Source organism: Desulfallas sp. Bu1-1 (assembly GCF_015594625.1).
Lineage (GTDB): Bacteria > Bacillota > Desulfotomaculia > Desulfotomaculales > Desulfallaceae > JADNRQ01.
Window position 1 is genome coordinate 1 of record NZ_JADNRQ010000027.1, and the last position, 19,257, is coordinate 19,257.

Sequence of the window (19,257 nt, forward strand, 5' to 3'; positions counted from 1 at the left end):
ACGAAGAAGATGCGGTAACACCCAGGCGCGGTAAAAATGAAGTGGGTTATCCTTTTAAGGACACATGTCTTGATATAGGCAGCCTTAAAGTGATCAACTCGCTGTTTTTGGGCGTAATATTGAAGAACGCTCCCATTGTTAACAAAGAAAGTATGGTGAATTCCATAAAAGAAGCGCTGCCAAGTAAGCTGCACGAGATTAACATAAAAGCATTCAATGTGGGGGTGGGGAGTGAATAACGATAATCTGTTGTAAAGCACCGCTAGTTAAAGCCCGGCCTGGTGCTTAAATGCAAATAGATGCGTCAGCCCTTACCCTTTCTGAACGGTGAGCATCCGCTTTTTTATAATGATTTTATGAAAGAAATTAGGGAACTACGTATTTGTAAATAATATCGTGAAACCGTTGATATTACTGCGTTTGGAAATTTATGTCGCCAAATTTGGATGATTTAAATAGAAAAATTTTTATTCAAAACTATTGATCGTTTACAAGATATAAGATATAATATATAATGTAAAAAATGTATATTTTAATTGAGTAACTAATTTTACTTATGATAAAGGGGCATTAATTACTCCCCTTTATGTTAATGAGTAAAACCTAGCCTCATTGTCCGTTTAAGGTTAATAAGTGCTGGGTTTTTTGTTTTTATTAAAATTACAATAAAAAACTACAAAAAAATCAAAAAATAGACTAATTTTAAAAATATCTAACTCCCCATGATATTCCATCACATGACTATCTTGGTAGTTAAAATACCCGGCATATGATGACTTGTAAAAACGACATCAATTAAAAATAACTTGATGTTAGTTAAATCTGGGAACCTGGCCAAAAAAGTATAGTAAAAAATCGTATAATTCTCAATAATATGCCGTTTTGCAATATTTCAATAATATAACCCAAAAGTCATGACCCCTTAGGGCGTGAAGAAGTAGTTCGGCAGTTTGCGGCAAGCGTTGACTAAGAGCTACTACAGCCAAAAAGGTAAAATTGCGAAATGAACGGAAGAAACCGCCGGAGTGCCAGTTACAAGTACCGGTTTTGCAGTGAAATCAATATGATTAAATACTAAATTTTGGCAAAGATATAATACTTGGATGTAAAAGGTAAAATGTTTTTAAATGATGATACCGCTACCGCAGCAGGTATGTTTGATGATGTTGATAAAGATTTGGTGGTATGCTTAATTTTTAAAAAAAGGAGGGAAAGATTGATAAAATTGATGTCTATACTGTTGAAAGAAATTAGTTAATTAATAATTAGCAAAGGAGGGGGAAAGATTTTAGTCGAGATATATGAATATGTATAATAATTAATCAGCAAAATATTAGTGTTTACTTACTAGAGGAGGAAGTAAATAATGTCAAGAAAGGGTATCTTGGTGATTGTTAATCTGGACACACGTGGTCCTGAGTTTGTTTTAGTAAAGGAAACTATAGAAAATAGAGGGTTAAATGCTATTGTAATGGACTTTTCAATGGAAATGGAGCCTCCTTATCCAGGAGATATTACGTGTGAGGAAGTTGCAGAAGCGGGTGGCCTTTCAATTGAAGAAGTAAGATATCTTTATAACAAGTCTGATCGGATAAAGGCTACAGATAACCAGATTGCCGGTGGAATCAAAATAGCAAAAAGGCTATTGGAAGAAGGTAAGATTCATGGTGCAATTGGAATTGGAGGTGGAACATCATCGCTTGTGGCAACAAGCATTATGAAGCAACTTCCATTTGGCATGCCAAAACTCATGGCATCACCTATGGCGGCTCACCCCAGGTATATAAGTAAATATGTTGGTACGAAGGACATGACAATGCATCATACCGTACTTGATATTGTAGGTTTGAATCCATTGTTAAAAATCCAACTTATGAATGCTATAGGTGCAATTTGCGGCATGGTAGAACTATCTGAGGGCTGGGAAATTAAAAGCGATAAACCGCTTATAGCTGTTTCAGCTTTTGGGCAGGCTGAAAGAGCCGTAGAACATGCCATACATTACTTAAAGGATCTCGGTTATGAACCTATAGTGACCCATGCCCAGGGCGTAGGGGATAGAGCAATGGATGAAATGATTGCTGAAGGGCTTTTTCAGGGTGTAATTGATTTTGTCACTGGTGGTATCACTGATGAACTATTTGGCGGGAACTGTGCCGGTGGGCCCAATAGAATTTTAGCGGCATGTAAGGCTAAAATTCCGCAAATAGTTGCTCCAGCTGGCCTTGAAAAAATTAGTTATGGAGGCCGAAGTGATTTGTATGAACGCTTTGCGGGTAGGAAAATGAAAATTACTGATTCTTCAAGGGTGCAAGTAAGGGTAACGGCCGAAGAATTAAAACAAGTTGCCCGTGTGGTTGCTGAAAGGCTTAATGAAGCAATTGCTCCTACAAAAATGCTATACCCCCAAAAGGGGTGGTCAGCTATGAGTGAGGAAGGAATGCATATCCACGACCCGGAAGCGGATGCAGCTTTTCTAGAAGAGCTTAAAAAACACCTTAAAAAAGAAGTAGAAATTGTTGAATTACCTTTAGCTTTAAATACAGAAGAATTTGCTAAAAAAGCCGTGGAGTTATTTGATGAAATGTATAAAACATGGATAAATAAAAACTAATTTTATTAGGGGGTAGAAATCTTGAAAACCAATCATGCACAGGTGGAAATTAATGATTTGAGAGATCTTATACAGTTATGTGAACAAATGGGGGAACTAAAGCGCGTTAAAGCTGAGGTAGATTGGAATTTAGAACTGTGCCATATTGCTAAAAGAAATGAAGAACAAAATGGTCCTGCTTTAATCTTTGAAAATGTAAAAGGTTATAAAACTCCGGTTTTAACAAGTGTATTTATGAAACCCAAGCATGTTGCTATGGTTTTTAATATGCCACTTCAATCTACCATTTTTGATTTAGCTAAAAAGTGGATAAGCATAACGGAAAAGGGAGGAATTCCGCCGAAACTGGTGAGTAATGGTCCCGTAATGGAAAATATCAAAACAGGTGATGATGTTAATCTTTACGAGTTTCCGGTTCCAAAGTACTTCCCCAAAGATGGAGGGCGTTATTTTGGGACGTCGGTATGCTTAATAACAAAGGATCCAGAAACAGGCTTTGTTAACCTTGGGACTTATAGGATGGAAATGCTGGACGAGAAGAGCCTGGGAGCCCTCATATTGAAAGGAAAAGATGCTGACATAACAATGAAAAAGTATCAGGCCAGAAACGAATTGATGCCAGCTGCGGCAGTGATCGGTGGCGACCCGCGGTTATTCTTCCTTTCAGCATGTTCTATCCCTTATGGCGTAAGTGAATACGATATTGCCGGTGCTCTGCGGGGGAAACCGGTTGAAGTTATAGAAAGTGACCTTACCGGCTTACCAATACCAGCTCATGCGGAGATTGTAGCGGAAGGTTTTATTGATCCGAATCCTGAGAACTATCGTGATGAAGGGCCATTTGGAGAATATACTGGGTATTACTCCAAAGGGCGGATGCCGCGGCCGTGGTTGGATGTAAAACGTATTTTGCATCGCAATAATCCTATTTTTTGGGGAACAACGGTAGGACGTCCCCCTACAACAAACGTTTTGATTCATTCGCTTGCTAAGACAGCTGCTCTTTGGGAGCAACTTAACCAAATGAAAATACCAGGAATACAATCTGTTTACTTCCATCCAGCGGCGGGGCGTTTTTGGGCTGTCATTTCTGTTAAACAGATGTATCCGGGACACGCTCGCCAAGCCGGGCTGGCTGCTTTTGCTACAGTGGTTGGTAACTATGGAATGAAAGGTGTAATTGTCGTTGATGATGACATACGCGCAGATGATTGGGATCGTGTAATGTGGGCTTTGTCTGTCCGGTATAACCCGGTTGAGGATACTGAGATTATCAAAAAAGGACGCTCAACAGCACTGGATCCCTCTTTACCCATGGGTAACCGTCATATATGTTCCCGGATTTTAATGGATGCTACAATACCTTATGAGTGGGAGGATAAGCCGGAACTAGTCGAGATGGATGAAGATATGATGAAGAGGGTTAATGAACGTTGGAGCGAGTTTGGAATTGATTAATTAAATTGAGATAGGAGGTTAAGATAAATGCCCAAAAAGTGGTTGAGTCCATTTGAAGTAGAAACACCAAAAGGGTGCGAAGGCTGGCAAGAAATGTACCCAAGTTACTACTTGTTCAGTGAGGAAAGAAAGGATTTTGAAAATAATAGGGCCTGGTATTGTGATGCGCTGCATCACCCCGAGCCGATGGCCCCCTTTGATCTAATTTTGCCTGAATGCTGGCAAATTGCCTTATCCCAATATAACAGCCGTATTTTTCCGGCACCGGCGGCTATGGGAATAGATCATCGTCTTATTAACGGATACATCTATATAAGTCCAAACCCAATTACTGATGAAGAATTAATAAATCGGCGGAAAGAACAGTTTATTGAGCGAACACGTTATTATTATGAAAACTGGGAAGCCTTATACAGAATATGGAAAAAGAAAATTATTTCTTTAATAAATGAACTAAAAGACATTGAGATTGGAACTTTACCGGAGATAGAAAATGAAGACATGGTAAAAGATGCGATAGGAGTGTCTTCTGGATATAACTTACTGGTTAAGTACAATCGTTTAATAGAAAACATGTTTAAAGCATGGCAATATCACTCTGAGTTTGCCAATATCGGTTACGCGTCCTATCTTGCATTTATGACATTTTGCAAGTCGGCTTTTCCCGAAATTGATGAGCAAACTGCGGCAAGAATGATATCCGCTATAGAATTGGATGTATTAAAACCGGATGGGGAACTGAGAAAACTTGCAAAGTTATCCTTGCAACTCAATGTGGATGATAAAATTATTGGAATGGTAGATTCCGAAAGTACCCCGGAGAAAATCTTAAATGAGTTGCGAGAAGACGAAAACGGCAGGTTATGGGTGGAAAGTTTCGAAAAAGCAAGAGATCCTTGGTTTTACTTTTCAGTAGGTATGGGGAATTTCTACCATAAGCATCGTGCATGGAACGATGACTTAACTATTCCGCTGAGAGCCATAGCGGATTATATCAAAATGGCAAAACGGGGAGAATCTATTGATCGTCCATTTGATGAATTACGCAAGCAAAGGGATGAGATAACAAAAGGTTATAGAGAGCTTTTAAGCAGTATTGAAGAAAAAGATACTTTTGATCAACTGTTGAAAACCGGTCGAACTTCATTCCCATTCCTGGAGAACCATGTTTTTTACGTAGAGCATTGGCACCATGCGATCTTTTGGAATAAGATTCGTGATATTGGAAAATTGCTCGTGGAAAATGACTTTTTGGAAAACTCAGAAGATGTTATGATGCTCCACCATTCAGAAATACGTCAATTGTTATTTGAATTGGTTACCAGTTGGTCTGTTGGTTCACCTGCAAGGGCACCCTACTACCTGCCTGAAAAAATAAAACGCCGCAAAGACATATTGGAACGTTTAAAGGAATGGACACCATTGCCGGTTGTCGGAAAGATGCCTGAGGTAATAACAGATCCTTACATTATTATGATGTGGGGAATTACATCTGAGCGTTTAGATACATGGAGTGAACAGGAAGAAGAAGGAAAAGTTAAAGGTGCTGCTGGTTCACCCGGTATTGGTGTTGGCGTGGCGAGGGTGATTAGGTCAATTGACAAGTTGAATGAGGTTAAGGAAGGTGAAGTTCTGGTTTGCCCAGCCACCTCTCCCAGTTGGGGTGTGATATTTACTAAAATTAATGCTTTGGTTACAGATACTGGCGGAATTATGTCTCATGCGGCTATTGTCGCAAGGGAACATAATTTGCCGGCTGTTGTAGGTACTGGCAAGGGAACTAGCATTATCAAAACAGGAGATAAAATCAAGGTTGATGGAAATACCGGAATAGTGGAAATATTGGAAAGAGCGTAATTAGTATAAATATTAGAACGAGCCTAATCGTTGAAAATATCAGGCAAAGTTAACTGGAGACCAAGGTAATCTTGGTCTCCAGTTACAAGTATTTTAACTGAGGTTTGACCGCGGTTTCCAAAAACCTTGTTATTAATGATTTTTCGCGTGTTACAAAAACGGGGTCCAAAAAATGGAAGTGACTCGAGCCTTACAGTCCCAAGGTATCTAAATTTTAGCTCTCAAATCAAATGTGAGTTTAACTGGAGGCAGAAAACTATGCAAAGTAAAATGATTTATTGGTTAAAAGAATTAAAACAGGAAGATTTATATTTAGTTGGTAAAAAGTGTGCTAATTTAGGAGAAATGACAAATCATCAATTACCGGTTCCGCCGGGTTTTGCAATTTCCTTAGAAGCTTACCGGAAATTTATTTTTGAAACGGGTCTGCAAGAAGAAATTAGTAAAATCCTTAACGAAGCGTATTATTCCAAGCATCCTATTGATGATTTGGAACTGTTGAGTAAAAAAATACGGTCCATGATGGAATCGGCTACTATGCCTGATGATATTAAACAAGAAATCATTAAATTCTATCACGAGTTATCCAAGAAAATGGGTAAAAAGCATTTAAAGGTTGCTGTTCGTTCCAGTGGTCCTGTTAGTATGCCGGGAAGTTACGAAACATTTTTATATGTACACGGCGATGATGATGTTATTAATAAAGTTATCAAATGCTGGAGCAGTACATTTAATGCTCGTTCTCTTGCTACCAAAATAAAAAACAAAGTAAGTATTGAAGATGCACCGATAGGCGTAGCAGTGATCAAAATGGTTAATGCAAAGGCAGCAGGTGTTCTTTTTACTATTAATCCCATAACCGGTGATCGTTCTAAGATGTTGGTAGAGGCCAACTGGGGATTGGGAGAAAGCATAGTGTCAGGACGTGTAGGACCGGACAGATTCCGGTTAAATAGGTTTACTTCGGCGGTTGAGGAAAGAACCTTAGGTTCTAAAGAAGAGGAATGTGTCTATGATGCTGAGCTAGGGGAGGTGGTATTCAAGCCCATTCCTGAGGAGCGGAAAAAGATGTTTTGTTTGACAGATGAAGAACTTGATCAGCTTGTTCGACTGGGCAAGAAAGTTGAAGCGTACTTTGGTAATGTGCCACAAGATATTGAGTGGGCTTTCGACCGGGATATGGAGTTTGGCAAGAACCTGTTATTATTACAAGCGCGACCTGAGCAGACGTATGCGGCCAGGGAGAAGCAGCGTGAAAAAGTAAGTTGTGCTAGTAGTATGGATTATATCTCAGATTTTCTTTCCAAGGGTGTTAAATTAAAAGTATAAAAAGGGGGTATACCTTTGAAAACATTGACTGCATTTGAATATATAAAACCGGCACTAATTGATGAAGCTCTTTATTACTTGAATAAATATGGCGATTCGGCGTCAATTTTAGCCGGAGGAACGGACCTCCTTGTTCGCATGAAACACAGGCAAATTAATCCGGCATATTTAATTGACATTAAAGGATTGGCGGAATTGTCAACCATTTCGTACAACCCGGAAAATGGCTTGGTAATTGGCGCCTTGGCAAAAATCCACGAATTGGAGATTAATCAGGACGTGCAGGCGAAGTACGGTGCACTGGCCATGGCGGCCGAACAATTTGCCACCGCCCAGGTCCGTAATATGGCCACAATAGTCGGAAATATTTGTCGTTCTTCACCGGCAGCGGATATGGCCCCGCCACTTCTGGCTCTGGATGCGAAACTTGAAGTTTTCGGCCTGGGTTACAAAAAACTGTTACCCCTCAAAGATTTCTTCACAGGTCCTGGTACAAATCAATTGAAAAATAATGAAATTCTTACCCGGGTTATGGTACCCCCACCAGGTCCCTGTTCGGCATCGGCATTCATTAAACTGGGCAGGACAGCTGAGGATCTGGCCAAAGTAAGTGTAGCTGTATATATTGAAATGGACTCTTCTTTAATTAAGGAAATTCGTATCGCCCTTGGGGCAGTGGCGCCGACACCGATTAGAGCTTATGACGCCGAGGCTGCCTTAAAAGGCCGGACCCCTTCGGAGACCCTGATTAAAGACGCCAGTCATATGGCTGCTGAAGCGACAAGCCCTGTGGATGATTTACGTTCCACAGCGGCCTACCGTCGTGAAGTAGGGAGGGTACTGGTGGAACGTATGATAAATAAAGCGATTGCGGAGGTGTCAAAAAATGGCAGGCAAAAAGCATAAGATTAAATTTTTACTAAACGGTACTGAACAGGCCATGGAGGTGGAACCGAACAGTACCCTGTTAAGAACATTGCGTGACGGGCTTGGTCTTACGGGGACAAAATGCGGCTGCGACAACGGGGAATGCGGTGCCTGTACTGTTTTAATAGATGGAAAGGCTGTGCTTTCCTGTCTTACCCTGACCGTGGAAGTGGATGGTAAAGAGGTTACAACAATTGAAGGGCTTGCTCAGGGTACTACATTGCATCCGGTGCAACAGGCCTTTATCGACCATCATGGCACTCAGTGCGGTTTTTGCACTCCGGGTATAATTATGTCCTCCGTATCACTTTTAAATGAGAACCCTCAACCAACGGAAATGGACGTTAAAAAAGCCCTGGTCGGCAATCTTTGCAGGTGTGGTTCTTATCCCATGGCGGTAAATGCTGTTTTGCAGGCAGCTGGCAAAAACCGTGGAGGTGAAAAATAATGTCTACTAACATGAATATAGTGGGAAAACCGGTTCCCCTGCGTGATGGTTATGAGAAAGTAACGGGTAAAGCTAAATTTGCTGCCGATGACGTGCGAAATAACATGTTGTATGCCAGAATACTAGGCAGTCCTTATCCACACGCTATTGTAAAAAAGATTGACGCCAGCAGGGCCCGCCTTTTGCCAGGCGTGCAGGCTGTAATAACCTGCCAGGATGTTCCCCGAATTCCTTTCTTTCCTGTTGAGACCAGGGAAATGCTGGCTTTGACGGATCATCCCCGGTGCCTTGGTGATGAGATTGCTGCTGTTGCGGCAGAAAGCGAGGAGTTAGCGGAAGAAGCTATTAAATTGATTGATGTTGAATACGAAATTCTACCGGCTGTTTTTGATCCGGTTGAGGCTATGAAACCTGAAGCTCCAAAAATCTATCCCGAGGGAAACATCTCCGACCCCGAAGGTAAACCCATGATACAGGAATGGGGTAATGTAGAGGAAGCATTTAAAAACAGTGCTGCTACAGCCGAGTATACTTTTACTACAGGAATCCATGTACACACAGCTATCGAACCCCGTTCATGCGTGGTTGAGTGGGATGGCAAAGAAATTACGGCCAGAGTTGCCACCCAATTCCCTCATCGTGTGCGGGAAGACCTGGCGAGGGTTATGTCATTGCCATTAACCTGTGTTAATGTGATTTCTGATTATGTGGGAGGAGGTTTTGGCGGAAAAAAACAGGAACGCTACCCGATTATAGCGGCCTTACTGGCCAGGATAGCCCAAAAGCCTGTTAAATTGGAATATACCCGCGAGGACGAGCATATCATCGGGAGACGCCGGTATTCCTCGGTTATGCACGTTAAACTGGCCGCGGACGATAAGGGAAATTTAACCGCTATTGACTTTGAGGGTATATATGACGTAGGTGCCTATGGAAACTTTGTTGGCGGGTCGTTAGGTTTATTGCTGAGCCAATTTTATGCCTATAAATTTAAAAACGGGCGTTTTAAAGTCTATGATGTAAATACTAACCTGGTAACCGCACAGCCGTTTAGAGGAGTTCAGTTCCCGGCTTACCATTTTGCATTGGAACAATTAATGGATGAGCTGGCGAAGAAGTTAAACATAGATCCATTAACCTTCCGCATGCAAAATTCTTATAGAACCGGGGATGTTATGGAGCCATTCGGGGCCAGGCTTTCAACCTATCCGATTGAAGAATGCATTAAAGAAGCTGCTGCTGCCTTTGGCTGGAATGAAAAGTGGCAAGGCTGGAACAAACCTGTTGTCAATGGATCAAAAGTTAGGGGCATCGGTGTTGGTACCGGTATAGGCTGGTGCGACTGGGAGCGGGAAGCGACATCCGCCATTGTTAAATTGCATAAAGATGGCACGGCGGCCCTGATTATAGGAACGCAAGACATAGGTACTAACAGTAAAACAACACTTTGTCAATTGGTTGCGGAAGAATTGGGCCTTTCCCTCGATGACGTTGTTATCGTAACAGGTAACACCAAAATCACACCTGACGATCATGGTTGTTGTGCCAGTAGAACTATTTATTGCGGTGGTGCTGCTGCTGTAGCCGCGGCCCGTCAGGTAAAGGAAAAAGTGTTGCATCTGGCTTCTTCCAGGTTGGGAACCGTACCTGAGAATCTTATCATGCAAAACAAAAAAGTGTTCGTTAAGGGATCACCTGAAAAATTTTTGGAATTAAGCAGCATTCTGCATACATCACAAACCGGGGAATGCAGCCTTGAGCCCAGTCCTACAGTCGCTCCATTCCATGCCAGCACATACGTGGGCGGGGCCATTACACATATTGTAGAAGTAGAAGTAGACATTGAAACCGGGGAAGTGAAAATCCTAAAGTATGTTGCAGCACATGATGTAGGCAGGGCCATTAATCCTGGCGTGGTGTTAAACCAGATCTATGGAGCCACTATTCAAGGAATTGGTTACGCTTTAAAGGAGCAAATGATTTTCGATAAAGAAAAACAGAAATATTTAAATCCCAATTATACTGACTATAAAATTTTAACAGCTATGGACGTACCCGAAATTATTCCAATTATTGTCGAAGCTGACGAACCCGGCGGGCCTTTCGGTGCCAAAGGAATTGGTGAACACGCGCTGAACTGCACCGCCGGAGCCATTGCGAACGCAATTGCCAACGCTGTCGGGATCCGCTTCACAAAGCAACCAATCACCAGTGAGGATATCCTGGCTGCTCTAAGAAACAGTTGAATTGAAATTAGAGAAAATTTAAATTAAATAGAAAATTCGGGTAAGCCATTTTATAACAAGATATATTAATGCCATAATGAAAATGCTACAACGAATATGAATATTATCATTGATTTGTGTAGGTATATTGTTTAGTGGGAGCCCGCTTAGATATAAGATTGTTCATAATTATGTTTTCTAAGCGGGTCCACTGAATAATATCTAAATTGCTGATTTTTTTAACTCTATGATTTTTTGTCGCCAGTAGAATCATTCATTTTCATGCCGATTGCTGTTTGCAAATTCCTTGAGGAGGAATACATTTGGAGAAGCAACGGATTATAGTTGCGATGACCGGTGCTACCGGCGCAATTTATGGAATCAGGTTATTACAAGTATTACGTAATTGTTCAAATATTGAAATTCACCTCATAATAAGCAACTGGGCAGAGAAAACTATTATTCTAGAAACAAACCATACCGTCAAGGAAGTTAGAGCATTGGCGGATTATACCCATGATTTAAATGACGTGGGTGCTTCTATTTCCAGCGGTTCTTTTCAGACTGCCGGAATGGTTATTATTCCCTGCAGCATGAAAACATTAGCGGCCATTGCCCACGGTTTTGCCGAAAACCTGATCGTCCGGGCGGCTGACGTAATGCTAAAAGAGCGGAAAAAATTGATTTTAGTTCCCCGGGAAACGCCGCTTAGCGCCATCCACCTGGAAAACATGTTGGCCGTGACCCGTGCCGGGGCTTGCCTGATGCCGCCCATGCCGGCCTTCTATAATATCCCGGCCACCATCGACGATATCATTAATCACCTGGTTGGCCGAGTGATGGACCAGTTCGGACTGCCCCATAAACTTGTACGCCGGTGGGGTGAACTGGGTCTTACTGCCGTTCAGCAGGTAGAGGAAAAAACAGAAGCAACAGGAGGTATGATGAATGCAGGAAAAAGGAATTATGTGGGCTAATCCATCAACAGCTGGAATTTTGGGATTATGTACTGTGGTTATTCCGCTTGCTGTATTAAATCTGGGCTGGATTGCACCGGAAGGGGCACCCCTATTAATTGCCTGGATTTTATTTGGGGGGTTGGTTCAGGTGATTTGTGGCATTATTGAGTTTAGGCGAGGGGGGGTATTATTTGCTACTCCACTTTTGGTTTTTGGCCTAATGCTGTGTATTACGCCGGCATTTGGCGAAATTATAAAAATATGGATTAAGGATTTGACAATTCCTTCCTCTGTGAGTGGTGTAGGCTTTTTAGTAGTTGCTGTTTATGTTATTGCTTTCTTTATTGCTGTAGGTTTAGTCAGTAGGTTCTTATTTATTCTCTTTGTCATTCTTGATGCTGGGCTCTGGCTTGTTGGTTTAGCAGATGTAGGTGTATTAGGTAAGGGGCCAGAAATGTTTGGATGGTATATGTACTTAATTTTCGCTTTGGGTATGCTTTACGTAGCCTGTGCTCTTTTCCTTAATGAATTGTTTGGCAAACAAATACTTCCTATAGGTACACCTTTGTTTAAAAATGGTGACTAGGAGCATGGTCAAAATCTAATATTTTACGCGTGCCGCTAGTAACTGAGCTCACATATGTAGGCCGGCAACGGCAATGAAGTTCATGGTATATTGTGTAACCCCGAAGAAGCCGTTACGGTCATTAATCCCATCGAAAGCCTTAGCCGGTCAGGTGAGGGCGGCGGAGGATAAGCGGACGATGAAATAGGCTTATCTTCATGAAGGTACCGGGGGGCTTCCTGCAGAGAGGTAGACTTGATGAAGCAGGAAGCTTCCCCGTAAGAAAATAGGAGAAATCTGTGTTTTTTATAACGCAAGAGGCCATAGCTGCGTATGGACTCCTGAGCAAATAAGCTAACAGAGGACGCCTTCTTCCTTTAAAGGTTTGTAAAGGTTAATGTAGGTAAAATATTCAGAAAAAACAGAATAATATCAAATATATGACAAGCAAACCCGAGTTCGACATTGCATAGGTAAATAGGGCCCATTCAAATTTCTAAGTCCGGAGGAGGCTTTAAAGATACAGGTTGAAATAGCTCCACTAACATTGATCTAAAATTTTTTAGCAGCTGACCCTGGGTTCTACCCCATGCGGTTATCGGCTTGGCTGTTACCAGGGATGGGATTCCAGTGCGTGCTGGGTTTGGCCGGGTAACACTGCCGATATATCTGTTGTTCAGGAAGTTAAAAACAACCTGATAGGCTGGAAGTTGGTGCGGGTGATTACCGTTCTTGACCGCGGCTATACATCAGAAGATAACCTCATATCCAGCGGGCCGCTAGCCGTTATTTTTAATAATCAATTAAGAAAGGTGAGAAATCAAATGAATAGTGAATTGATAAACGGCTTAAAAAAGCTGACAAGTACAGAATACCCAACCGATCATATTCCTATAGAAGAGAGATTGCCGGTCATAGTGCCAACAATCGCATGGCTCGGGTTTGCAATGTTTATGTTCACGTATTTAATTGGAGGTGTTGTTGGTATAAGCACTGGTTCTCTAGGACGAGGATTATTGGCAATATTTATTGGTAATATTTTTCTTGCAGTTTATTTGGGTTTACATGGTCAAATTGCTATTAGAACCGGGCTAACAAGCAATATGTTAGCAATGTATAGCTTTGGTAGACGAGGTGCGGTAATTCCTGCCTTTAATTTTGGTGATATTGGTTGGTCAATTGTTATGGTAGCAATTTTCGCATGGGCTGTTTCGGGGATTTGGGATATTGATGCCCGTGTGCTAGCTCTTGCATTTGGTTTATTGTTTCTTACTGGTACATTTATAGGTATTCGAGGTATATATTGGATATCGCTTTTTCAATTAATAATCATGGTTCTAATGGGGATTGTTGCATTATACACGGTGATAATGAAAACACCTGCAGGATTGGTAGGATTATTCACAAGCACCTTCCCGGAAAAGCAAAGCTTTGCAATGTCTGTAACTATGATAATTGGGTTGTTTGCAAATGGGGTTACGCGGGGCGGAGATCTGATTAGATGGGGTAGAAAGCCATGGCATGCCTGGGTTGTAGGATTTGTAGCCTTTGGGTTGGGAGCCATGTTCTGCGCATTGTCAGGCGCGCTTATTTCTGCGGCAACCGGAATAACAGATACATTTGAAGCACTGAAAGTAATAGGGTTGGTCGGTTTGGGGTTGGTTCTGTTCTTTTGTTTATCCTGGACTACAACGGATGTCTCTGCATATCTTGCATCTCTGGCTTTTACTGCTTTGCCAAAAGCGGCTATTGAGCGAGATGTTAATAGACGAAATGTTGCAATCATAATAGCGGCAATTGTGATGCTAGGTGCAGCTGCTGGGTTGCACCGGTACATTGTTGATTGGCTCATCCTCATGGGAATTTATATGCCTGCAGTAGGAGGAGTGATAATTGCTGATTTTTATATAATGAATTTTACTAAATATCATTGGATGGAACAAGGTGTCTACGAGAAAAGAAGAATTAACGATGCGGAAGTGATAAAGTTTAAGTTTAATTGGGTGGTGATTCCGGCTATTGTTTTGGGAACTATCGTTGGTTATTATACGACTTACGCTCATCCAACGGGTATTCCCCCAGTATATTCTATACTAACATCTATTGTGGTTTATACTGTAATCTCCTATGCCCGAGGCATATTTAGATTAAAGAAGAAAATTAATGAAAGGAGTGCAATACAAATTGATTAAGAATCTCATTGTGTTGATTGTACTTGTAGGTATAATTGCCGGTTTTTGGGGACTAATTGCTTCCCAAACTGATCGGAGATCCGTTCTAAAACTCGCGGGAGGATTTTTAGTGTACAGTGTAGTTGTATATACCATCTATTATGGATTGGGTATTGCCGATTTTTAAAGGATATGTAATTGATTTATTCTGGGATAAGGGGTTTATAGGCCGATTTCTAGAACATTTTTAAATAAATATGCATATTCCGACGCAAAACGGCCACCTATTCCGATTTAATCCGTCCACCTATTCCGATTGAAATCGTCTACCGATTCCAATTCACTTATCTTTTAAGGAGCGCTTCGGCCTCTTGGTGGAGCATGAATGGACCTATCGTCATAACAAGCGCCTGGCCCGGCTCTTGAAGCGGGCCAGGCTCCGCCTGCCGGCTTGCCTGGAGGATATCGACTACCAACAGCCGCGCGGCCTTGATTAAATTCGGAATGACTGGACGATTTAATTCGGAATTAGTGGACGAATTCATTGGAATACGCACGGCGACGACCTGTGGAGTTTGATCATATTGTCATGTTGCGCTCGCTTATTTTAATGGTTAACCAGAAGGTGTTTTGTTGATCGTTCGGTGGAACTGGGTTTGATACCCGACCCGCTTAATTTTGATCCTTTCCGGTGATGGTTCTTCTATTATATATAATAATGGGCAATTGGTGCTGGGTTTTTTTGAAGGAATTATAAAGGAATGAAAAATATAAATTTTCAGCAGGTATTTTCTTGTGACATGTCAAATATTATATATCATATATTACGCAAATAATAACGATAGGTTCATCGCTGTAGGCATGTCTTTCGCGTTTTATATCATTTGGATTTTAATCCCAGCGACCTGATTATTTTTGCCGATACATTTTTCTGGGCTATTTTAACTGTTCTGGGTAAAAACGTAATGAGTTATTTAAGCCCCGCTGGAGACTATTTCCTTTTCCATTGTGGTGGGGTTGCCTTTTCTGGTTTCGGGACGGGAACTTTACACTTTTGGATGCAATTACAGCGTAGTATCTTATTTTGACAATGATCGTATTAAATTGACAGATAAAGAAATTAAATAATATAATACTCATAAATTAAGTTACTTTATGCAAGATAACAATCTTAAGTTAATTATATTGTTTGTGCTAAGTTGGGGGTGTCTTCATGGGGTTGCAGCGTGGAAAAACTCATCTTTTTAGTGGACATGCCCAATTACCAAAAGGGATTCCTATGCAGGATCATATTCAAAGAACTACTGCTTTGCTGGAAATTGATATAGAAAGAGAAATTATTGTCAGAGCCTCATTTATGACTGTACTCCCTCATACCGGCGAATTTCTTTCTTCTATTGCCGAGGGCTATGACCTTAGCCGGGGTATCGAACCTCTAGTGCGGGAAATGGAAGAGAGGGCTCATGTTGCTTCTATTCGTGCTTTTACAAAGGCAGTGGAAATTGCCTACCAAAAATATATGGATTATAAAAAAGCTTTACGTTAATATTAATTTTTTTATGTCGTTATACATAATCAAGTACAACGTTAAATTAAATGTAGCAAGGGGGCGATTGTATTTGAGTACGGATTGCGTATTGATCAAGGGGGCCGGAGACCTGGCCAGCGGAGTGGCCTACGTTTTTAAAAAGGAAGGATATCGTGTGTTGATGACCGAGATAGAGCGCCCGACCTGCGTGCGCAGGACGGTATCCTTTGCTGAGGCTGTTTATGAAGGGAAAATATGTGTGCAGGGCATATGGGGGCGGCTGGCAAAAGACATGGATGAAATAACCACAATTATGGATGGTGGAGACATTGCCGTGCTGGTAGACCCCCGGTGTGAAGTAATAGGAACACTTCGTCCATTCATTTATATAGACGCGACTATGGCTAAAAGGAATCTCGGGACTAAGATTGATGACGCAAAAATAGTAATTGCCCTTGGTCCGGGCTTTGAGGCCGGGAAGGATGCCCATGCCGTCATTGAAACCCAAAGGGGCCCCAACCTGGGAGAACCTATTTTTAGCGGAATGGCCGCGCCGAATACCGGCATTCCGGGAAATGTCTTGGGTTATACCATTGAGCGGGTGCTCCGTGCGCCGGTGGATGGTATATTTGATGCTAAACTGAAAATTGGTGACCTGGTGGAAAGAGGGGAGACAGTGGCAGTTGTAAATGGCAGCCCCGTACAAGCGGCAATTACCGGTGTCGTGCGCGGGCTTTTGAGGAATGGACTTGGGGTTTATAAAGGCATGAAAGTCGGTGACATCCACCCCGCAAAAGACCGGGAAGTTTGCTTCACCATTACCGATAAAGCAATGGCCATAGGCTATGGGGCATTAAAAGCGGTACGTGCTTTACAAGAGAAAAACCAGCTGTGTAGATAGCCCGGGTCACCAATTCATTTAACGTTGAAATGAGGTGTGTTGCAATAAAATGTTTGAAAAGTTGCTGAAAGCAGTGGAAAGCGGTACTCCTGCCGTGCTTTATACCGTTATTGACAGTCAAGGTTATCCCGGCCTTAAAGAAGGTTCCCGTCTTCTTGCGATTGCCGGTGGAGAAGTGTACGGCACTCTTGGAATTTCATTGCTGGACGAGCAGGTAATGGCCAGAGCCGCAAATATATTTCAACGTGCTGTTCCCAATACCGGCATAATTGAAATAAATGCATTAGGCCTGGATGCCGGCTGCGAGTTACCGGTCAAGATACTGGAAGATTCTTTCTTCCCCCAGAAAAAGTTAATTATTTTTGGTGGGGGACATGTTGCCGTGCCGTTGGTGCAAATGGCTTCTATTTTAGGCTACCAGACGGTAGTTGTGGATGACAGGCCCGAATTCGTCAGCCCGGGGCGATTTCCAAATGCCGATGCCTTAATTTGTAGCGATCTTGCTAAAGGATTGCCTGAAAATGAAATCGATGCTTCTACCAGCATTGTAATTATTACCCGGGGGCATCAATATGACCTGGCATGCCTTGAAACAGTAATTGGTTCCAGAGCATGTTATATAGGCATGATCGGTAGTTCAAGTAAGGTGCGGCAAACCTTTAAAACATTATTAAATAAAGGGATCAATAAAAAGGATTTAGAAAAAGTTTCTGCCCCCATCGGCCTGGATCTCGGGGGTCAAAAACCGGCTGAGATAGCCTTGAGTATTCTGGCTGAAATGGTAGCCCGGGAGTATAACGGAAGCTGCAGGCCATTAAAAGAAGTGAAAGCGGGGGTGTTGGAATGAACAGGGAAATACTTGCAGCCATTGTAGAGATCCAGCGAAGCGGGGAAACAGCGGCGCTGGTTACATTGTGCAGCACGCGCGGCTCCACTCCCCGCAAGGCGGGGACCAAGATGCTGGTCTACCCGGACGGCAAGACCATTGGGACGATCGGTGGCGGGGCCTTGGAACACCAGGCGATTCAAAAAGCACTGGAAGTTATTAGAACAAAAAAACCGGTCCTTTGGGAAAGGGACCTGGCCGACGAGGGCATGATTTGCGGCGGTTCGGGGACCGTTTACATCGAGTGCATATAAATAGATGGTTTAGTACCACCAGCCAACTACATTTGAGAGGGGTAATGTAAGTGAAAAAAGTTCCGGTTGCCGACAGTGTGGGGATGGTTTTAAGTCACGATATGACCAGGATAATACCGGGAAAATTTAAAGGACCGGCGTTTAAAAAGGGACACGTAATCAAGCCCGAGGATATCCCTGTTTTACTATCGATGGGTAAAGACCACATTTATGTCTGGGACCCCCCGGCCGGGCATATCCACGAAAATGATGCTGCTTATAGGATTGCCAAAGCGGTGGCCGGGATCGGTATCTCATATGGTGAGCCTCACGAAGGGAAAATAAGCTTTAAAGCCGAACATGACGGTCTATTGAGGGTAAATAAAGAAGCAGTCAATCAAATTAATTCGATCATGTATATGTGTCTTAGTACTTTGCATGACAACTTCCCGGTTACGCGAGAAAAAATCGTTGCGGCCACCAGGGTGATTCCTCTTACCATAGAAGATAAGGCTGTGCAAGAAGTGGAATCCCTGGCCGAAAAATATAGCTGGATAATTAAAGTCGTGCAGTACAAGCCATTTAACATCGGGGTTGTAATTACCGGCAATGAAGTATATTACGGGCGTATTAATGATGCTTTCGGACCGGTTTTAAGGGATAAACTTGGAGAATATGGATATTCAATCCAGGAGCAATGTTATATGCCCGACGAGCCTGCGAAAATTACCGAGGCTATTTTAAATATGCATAAGAACGGGCGAAACCTGATTTTGGTCGCGGGAGGTATGTCTGTTGATCCCGACGATAATACTCCGGGGGCCATTAAAAACACCGGCGCCAAGATAATAACTTATGGTACTCCCGTTCTCCCGGGAGCAATGTTTATGGTGGCGGAACTTGAAGGGACCGTTGTCCTTGGGTTGCCCGCTTGTGTTATTCATGCTAAAGCAACCATACTTGATATTATGCTGCCCCGTATCCTGGCCGGAGAACCGGTTTCCCGGGCAGATATAACCCGGCTGGGCGTGGGTGGTCTTTGTGAAAGCTGCAGTGAATGCCGCTTTCCGCATTGCGGTTTCGGAAAAAATTAATCTAATAGATTGAGTTACTTATTGAAAAAAACTTTTATATGATATATGATATACTAAAAATA

The 19,257-nt window shown here is 42.3% G+C and carries 16 protein-coding genes and 1 pseudogene; all 17 read left to right on the top strand.

The genetic code is table 11. From position 1 onward, the window contains the following. The coding region (locus tag IT084_RS15940) for a hypothetical protein (RefSeq protein WP_395879998.1) at window positions 1–239 on the top strand (239 nt) is incomplete at its 5' end. Window positions 240–1,366: 1,127 nt separating this feature from the next. Continuing rightward, the gene (locus tag IT084_RS15945; RefSeq protein WP_207744643.1) at window positions 1,367–2,614 is read left to right on the top strand and encodes a Tm-1-like ATP-binding domain-containing protein; all 1,248 of its coding nucleotides are present in this window, start codon (window positions 1,367–1,369) and stop codon (window positions 2,612–2,614) included. A 21-nt stretch (window positions 2,615–2,635) separates the two neighbouring features. Continuing rightward, window positions 2,636–4,072 carry a phenylphosphate carboxylase subunit beta gene (gene ppcB, locus IT084_RS15950; RefSeq protein ID WP_243277030.1) on the top strand — a complete coding sequence of 479 codons (1,437 nt, stop codon included), beginning with the start codon at window positions 2,636–2,638 and terminating at the stop codon, window positions 4,070–4,072. A gap of 27 nt (window positions 4,073–4,099) precedes the next feature. Further along, entirely contained in the window at window positions 4,100–5,929 is a 1,830-nt protein-coding gene (locus IT084_RS15955; protein WP_195713884.1) for a PEP-utilizing enzyme, read from the top strand. 258 nt (window positions 5,930–6,187) lie between these two features. Next, entirely contained in the window at window positions 6,188–7,258 is a 1,071-nt protein-coding gene (locus IT084_RS15960; RefSeq protein WP_195713885.1) for a PEP/pyruvate-binding domain-containing protein, read from the top strand. A 15-nt stretch (window positions 7,259–7,273) separates the two neighbouring features. After that, on the top strand, window positions 7,274–8,164 hold the full coding sequence (locus tag IT084_RS15965) for a xanthine dehydrogenase family protein subunit M (protein ID WP_195713886.1): 891 nt from the start codon (window positions 7,274–7,276) through the stop codon (window positions 8,162–8,164). Then, window positions 8,145–8,633, top strand: a complete 489-nt coding sequence (locus IT084_RS15970) for a (2Fe-2S)-binding protein (protein WP_195713887.1) — start codon at window positions 8,145–8,147, stop codon at window positions 8,631–8,633. The genes IT084_RS15965 and IT084_RS15970 overlap by 20 nt, the downstream gene beginning before the upstream one ends. Then, complete coding sequence (locus IT084_RS15975; protein ID WP_195713888.1) at window positions 8,633–10,879, top strand: xanthine dehydrogenase family protein molybdopterin-binding subunit; 2,247 nt, start codon at window positions 8,633–8,635, stop codon at window positions 10,877–10,879. The genes IT084_RS15970 and IT084_RS15975 overlap by 1 nt, the downstream gene beginning before the upstream one ends. 302 nt (window positions 10,880–11,181) lie before the next feature. Then, on the top strand, window positions 11,182–11,835 hold the full coding sequence (locus IT084_RS15980) for a non-oxidative hydroxyarylic acid decarboxylases subunit B (RefSeq protein ID WP_195713889.1): 654 nt from the start codon (window positions 11,182–11,184) through the stop codon (window positions 11,833–11,835). Then, window positions 11,807–12,403, top strand: coding sequence for an acetate uptake transporter family protein (locus IT084_RS15985; RefSeq protein WP_195713890.1), 597 nt, complete (start codon window positions 11,807–11,809; stop codon window positions 12,401–12,403). Before IT084_RS15980 ends, IT084_RS15985 begins: the two co-directional genes overlap by 29 nt. Window positions 12,404–13,101: 698 nt before the next feature. Next, window positions 13,102–14,574 (top strand): cytosine permease, encoded by a 1,473-nt coding sequence (locus IT084_RS15995; RefSeq protein ID WP_313885505.1) that lies wholly within the window; start codon window positions 13,102–13,104, stop codon window positions 14,572–14,574. A gap of 323 nt (window positions 14,575–14,897) precedes the next feature. Beyond that, window positions 14,898–15,047, top strand: a pseudogene (locus tag IT084_RS16000) (ATP-binding protein); the annotation flags it as partial. A 719-nt stretch (window positions 15,048–15,766) separates the two neighbouring features. After that, window positions 15,767–16,099, top strand: coding sequence for a DUF3870 domain-containing protein (locus tag IT084_RS16005; protein WP_195713891.1), 333 nt, complete (start codon window positions 15,767–15,769; stop codon window positions 16,097–16,099). A 73-nt stretch (window positions 16,100–16,172) separates the two neighbouring features. Beyond that, window positions 16,173–16,982 (top strand): selenium-dependent molybdenum cofactor biosynthesis protein YqeB, encoded by an 810-nt coding sequence (gene yqeB / locus IT084_RS16010; RefSeq protein ID WP_243277031.1) that lies wholly within the window; start codon window positions 16,173–16,175, stop codon window positions 16,980–16,982. Window positions 16,983–17,031: 49 nt separating this feature from the next. Next, window positions 17,032–17,829: an XdhC family protein gene (locus IT084_RS16015; RefSeq protein ID WP_195713893.1), complete on the top strand. Its 798-nt coding sequence runs from the start codon at window positions 17,032–17,034 to the stop codon at window positions 17,827–17,829. Next, window positions 17,826–18,122, top strand: a complete 297-nt coding sequence (locus tag IT084_RS16020; protein WP_195713894.1) for an XdhC family protein — start codon at window positions 17,826–17,828, stop codon at window positions 18,120–18,122. The genes IT084_RS16015 and IT084_RS16020 overlap by 4 nt, the downstream gene beginning before the upstream one ends. Before the next feature lie 50 nt (window positions 18,123–18,172). Continuing rightward, window positions 18,173–19,195 (top strand): molybdopterin-binding protein, encoded by a 1,023-nt coding sequence (locus IT084_RS16025; RefSeq protein WP_195713895.1) that lies wholly within the window; start codon window positions 18,173–18,175, stop codon window positions 19,193–19,195. Window positions 19,196–19,257: the final 62 nt, after the last annotated feature.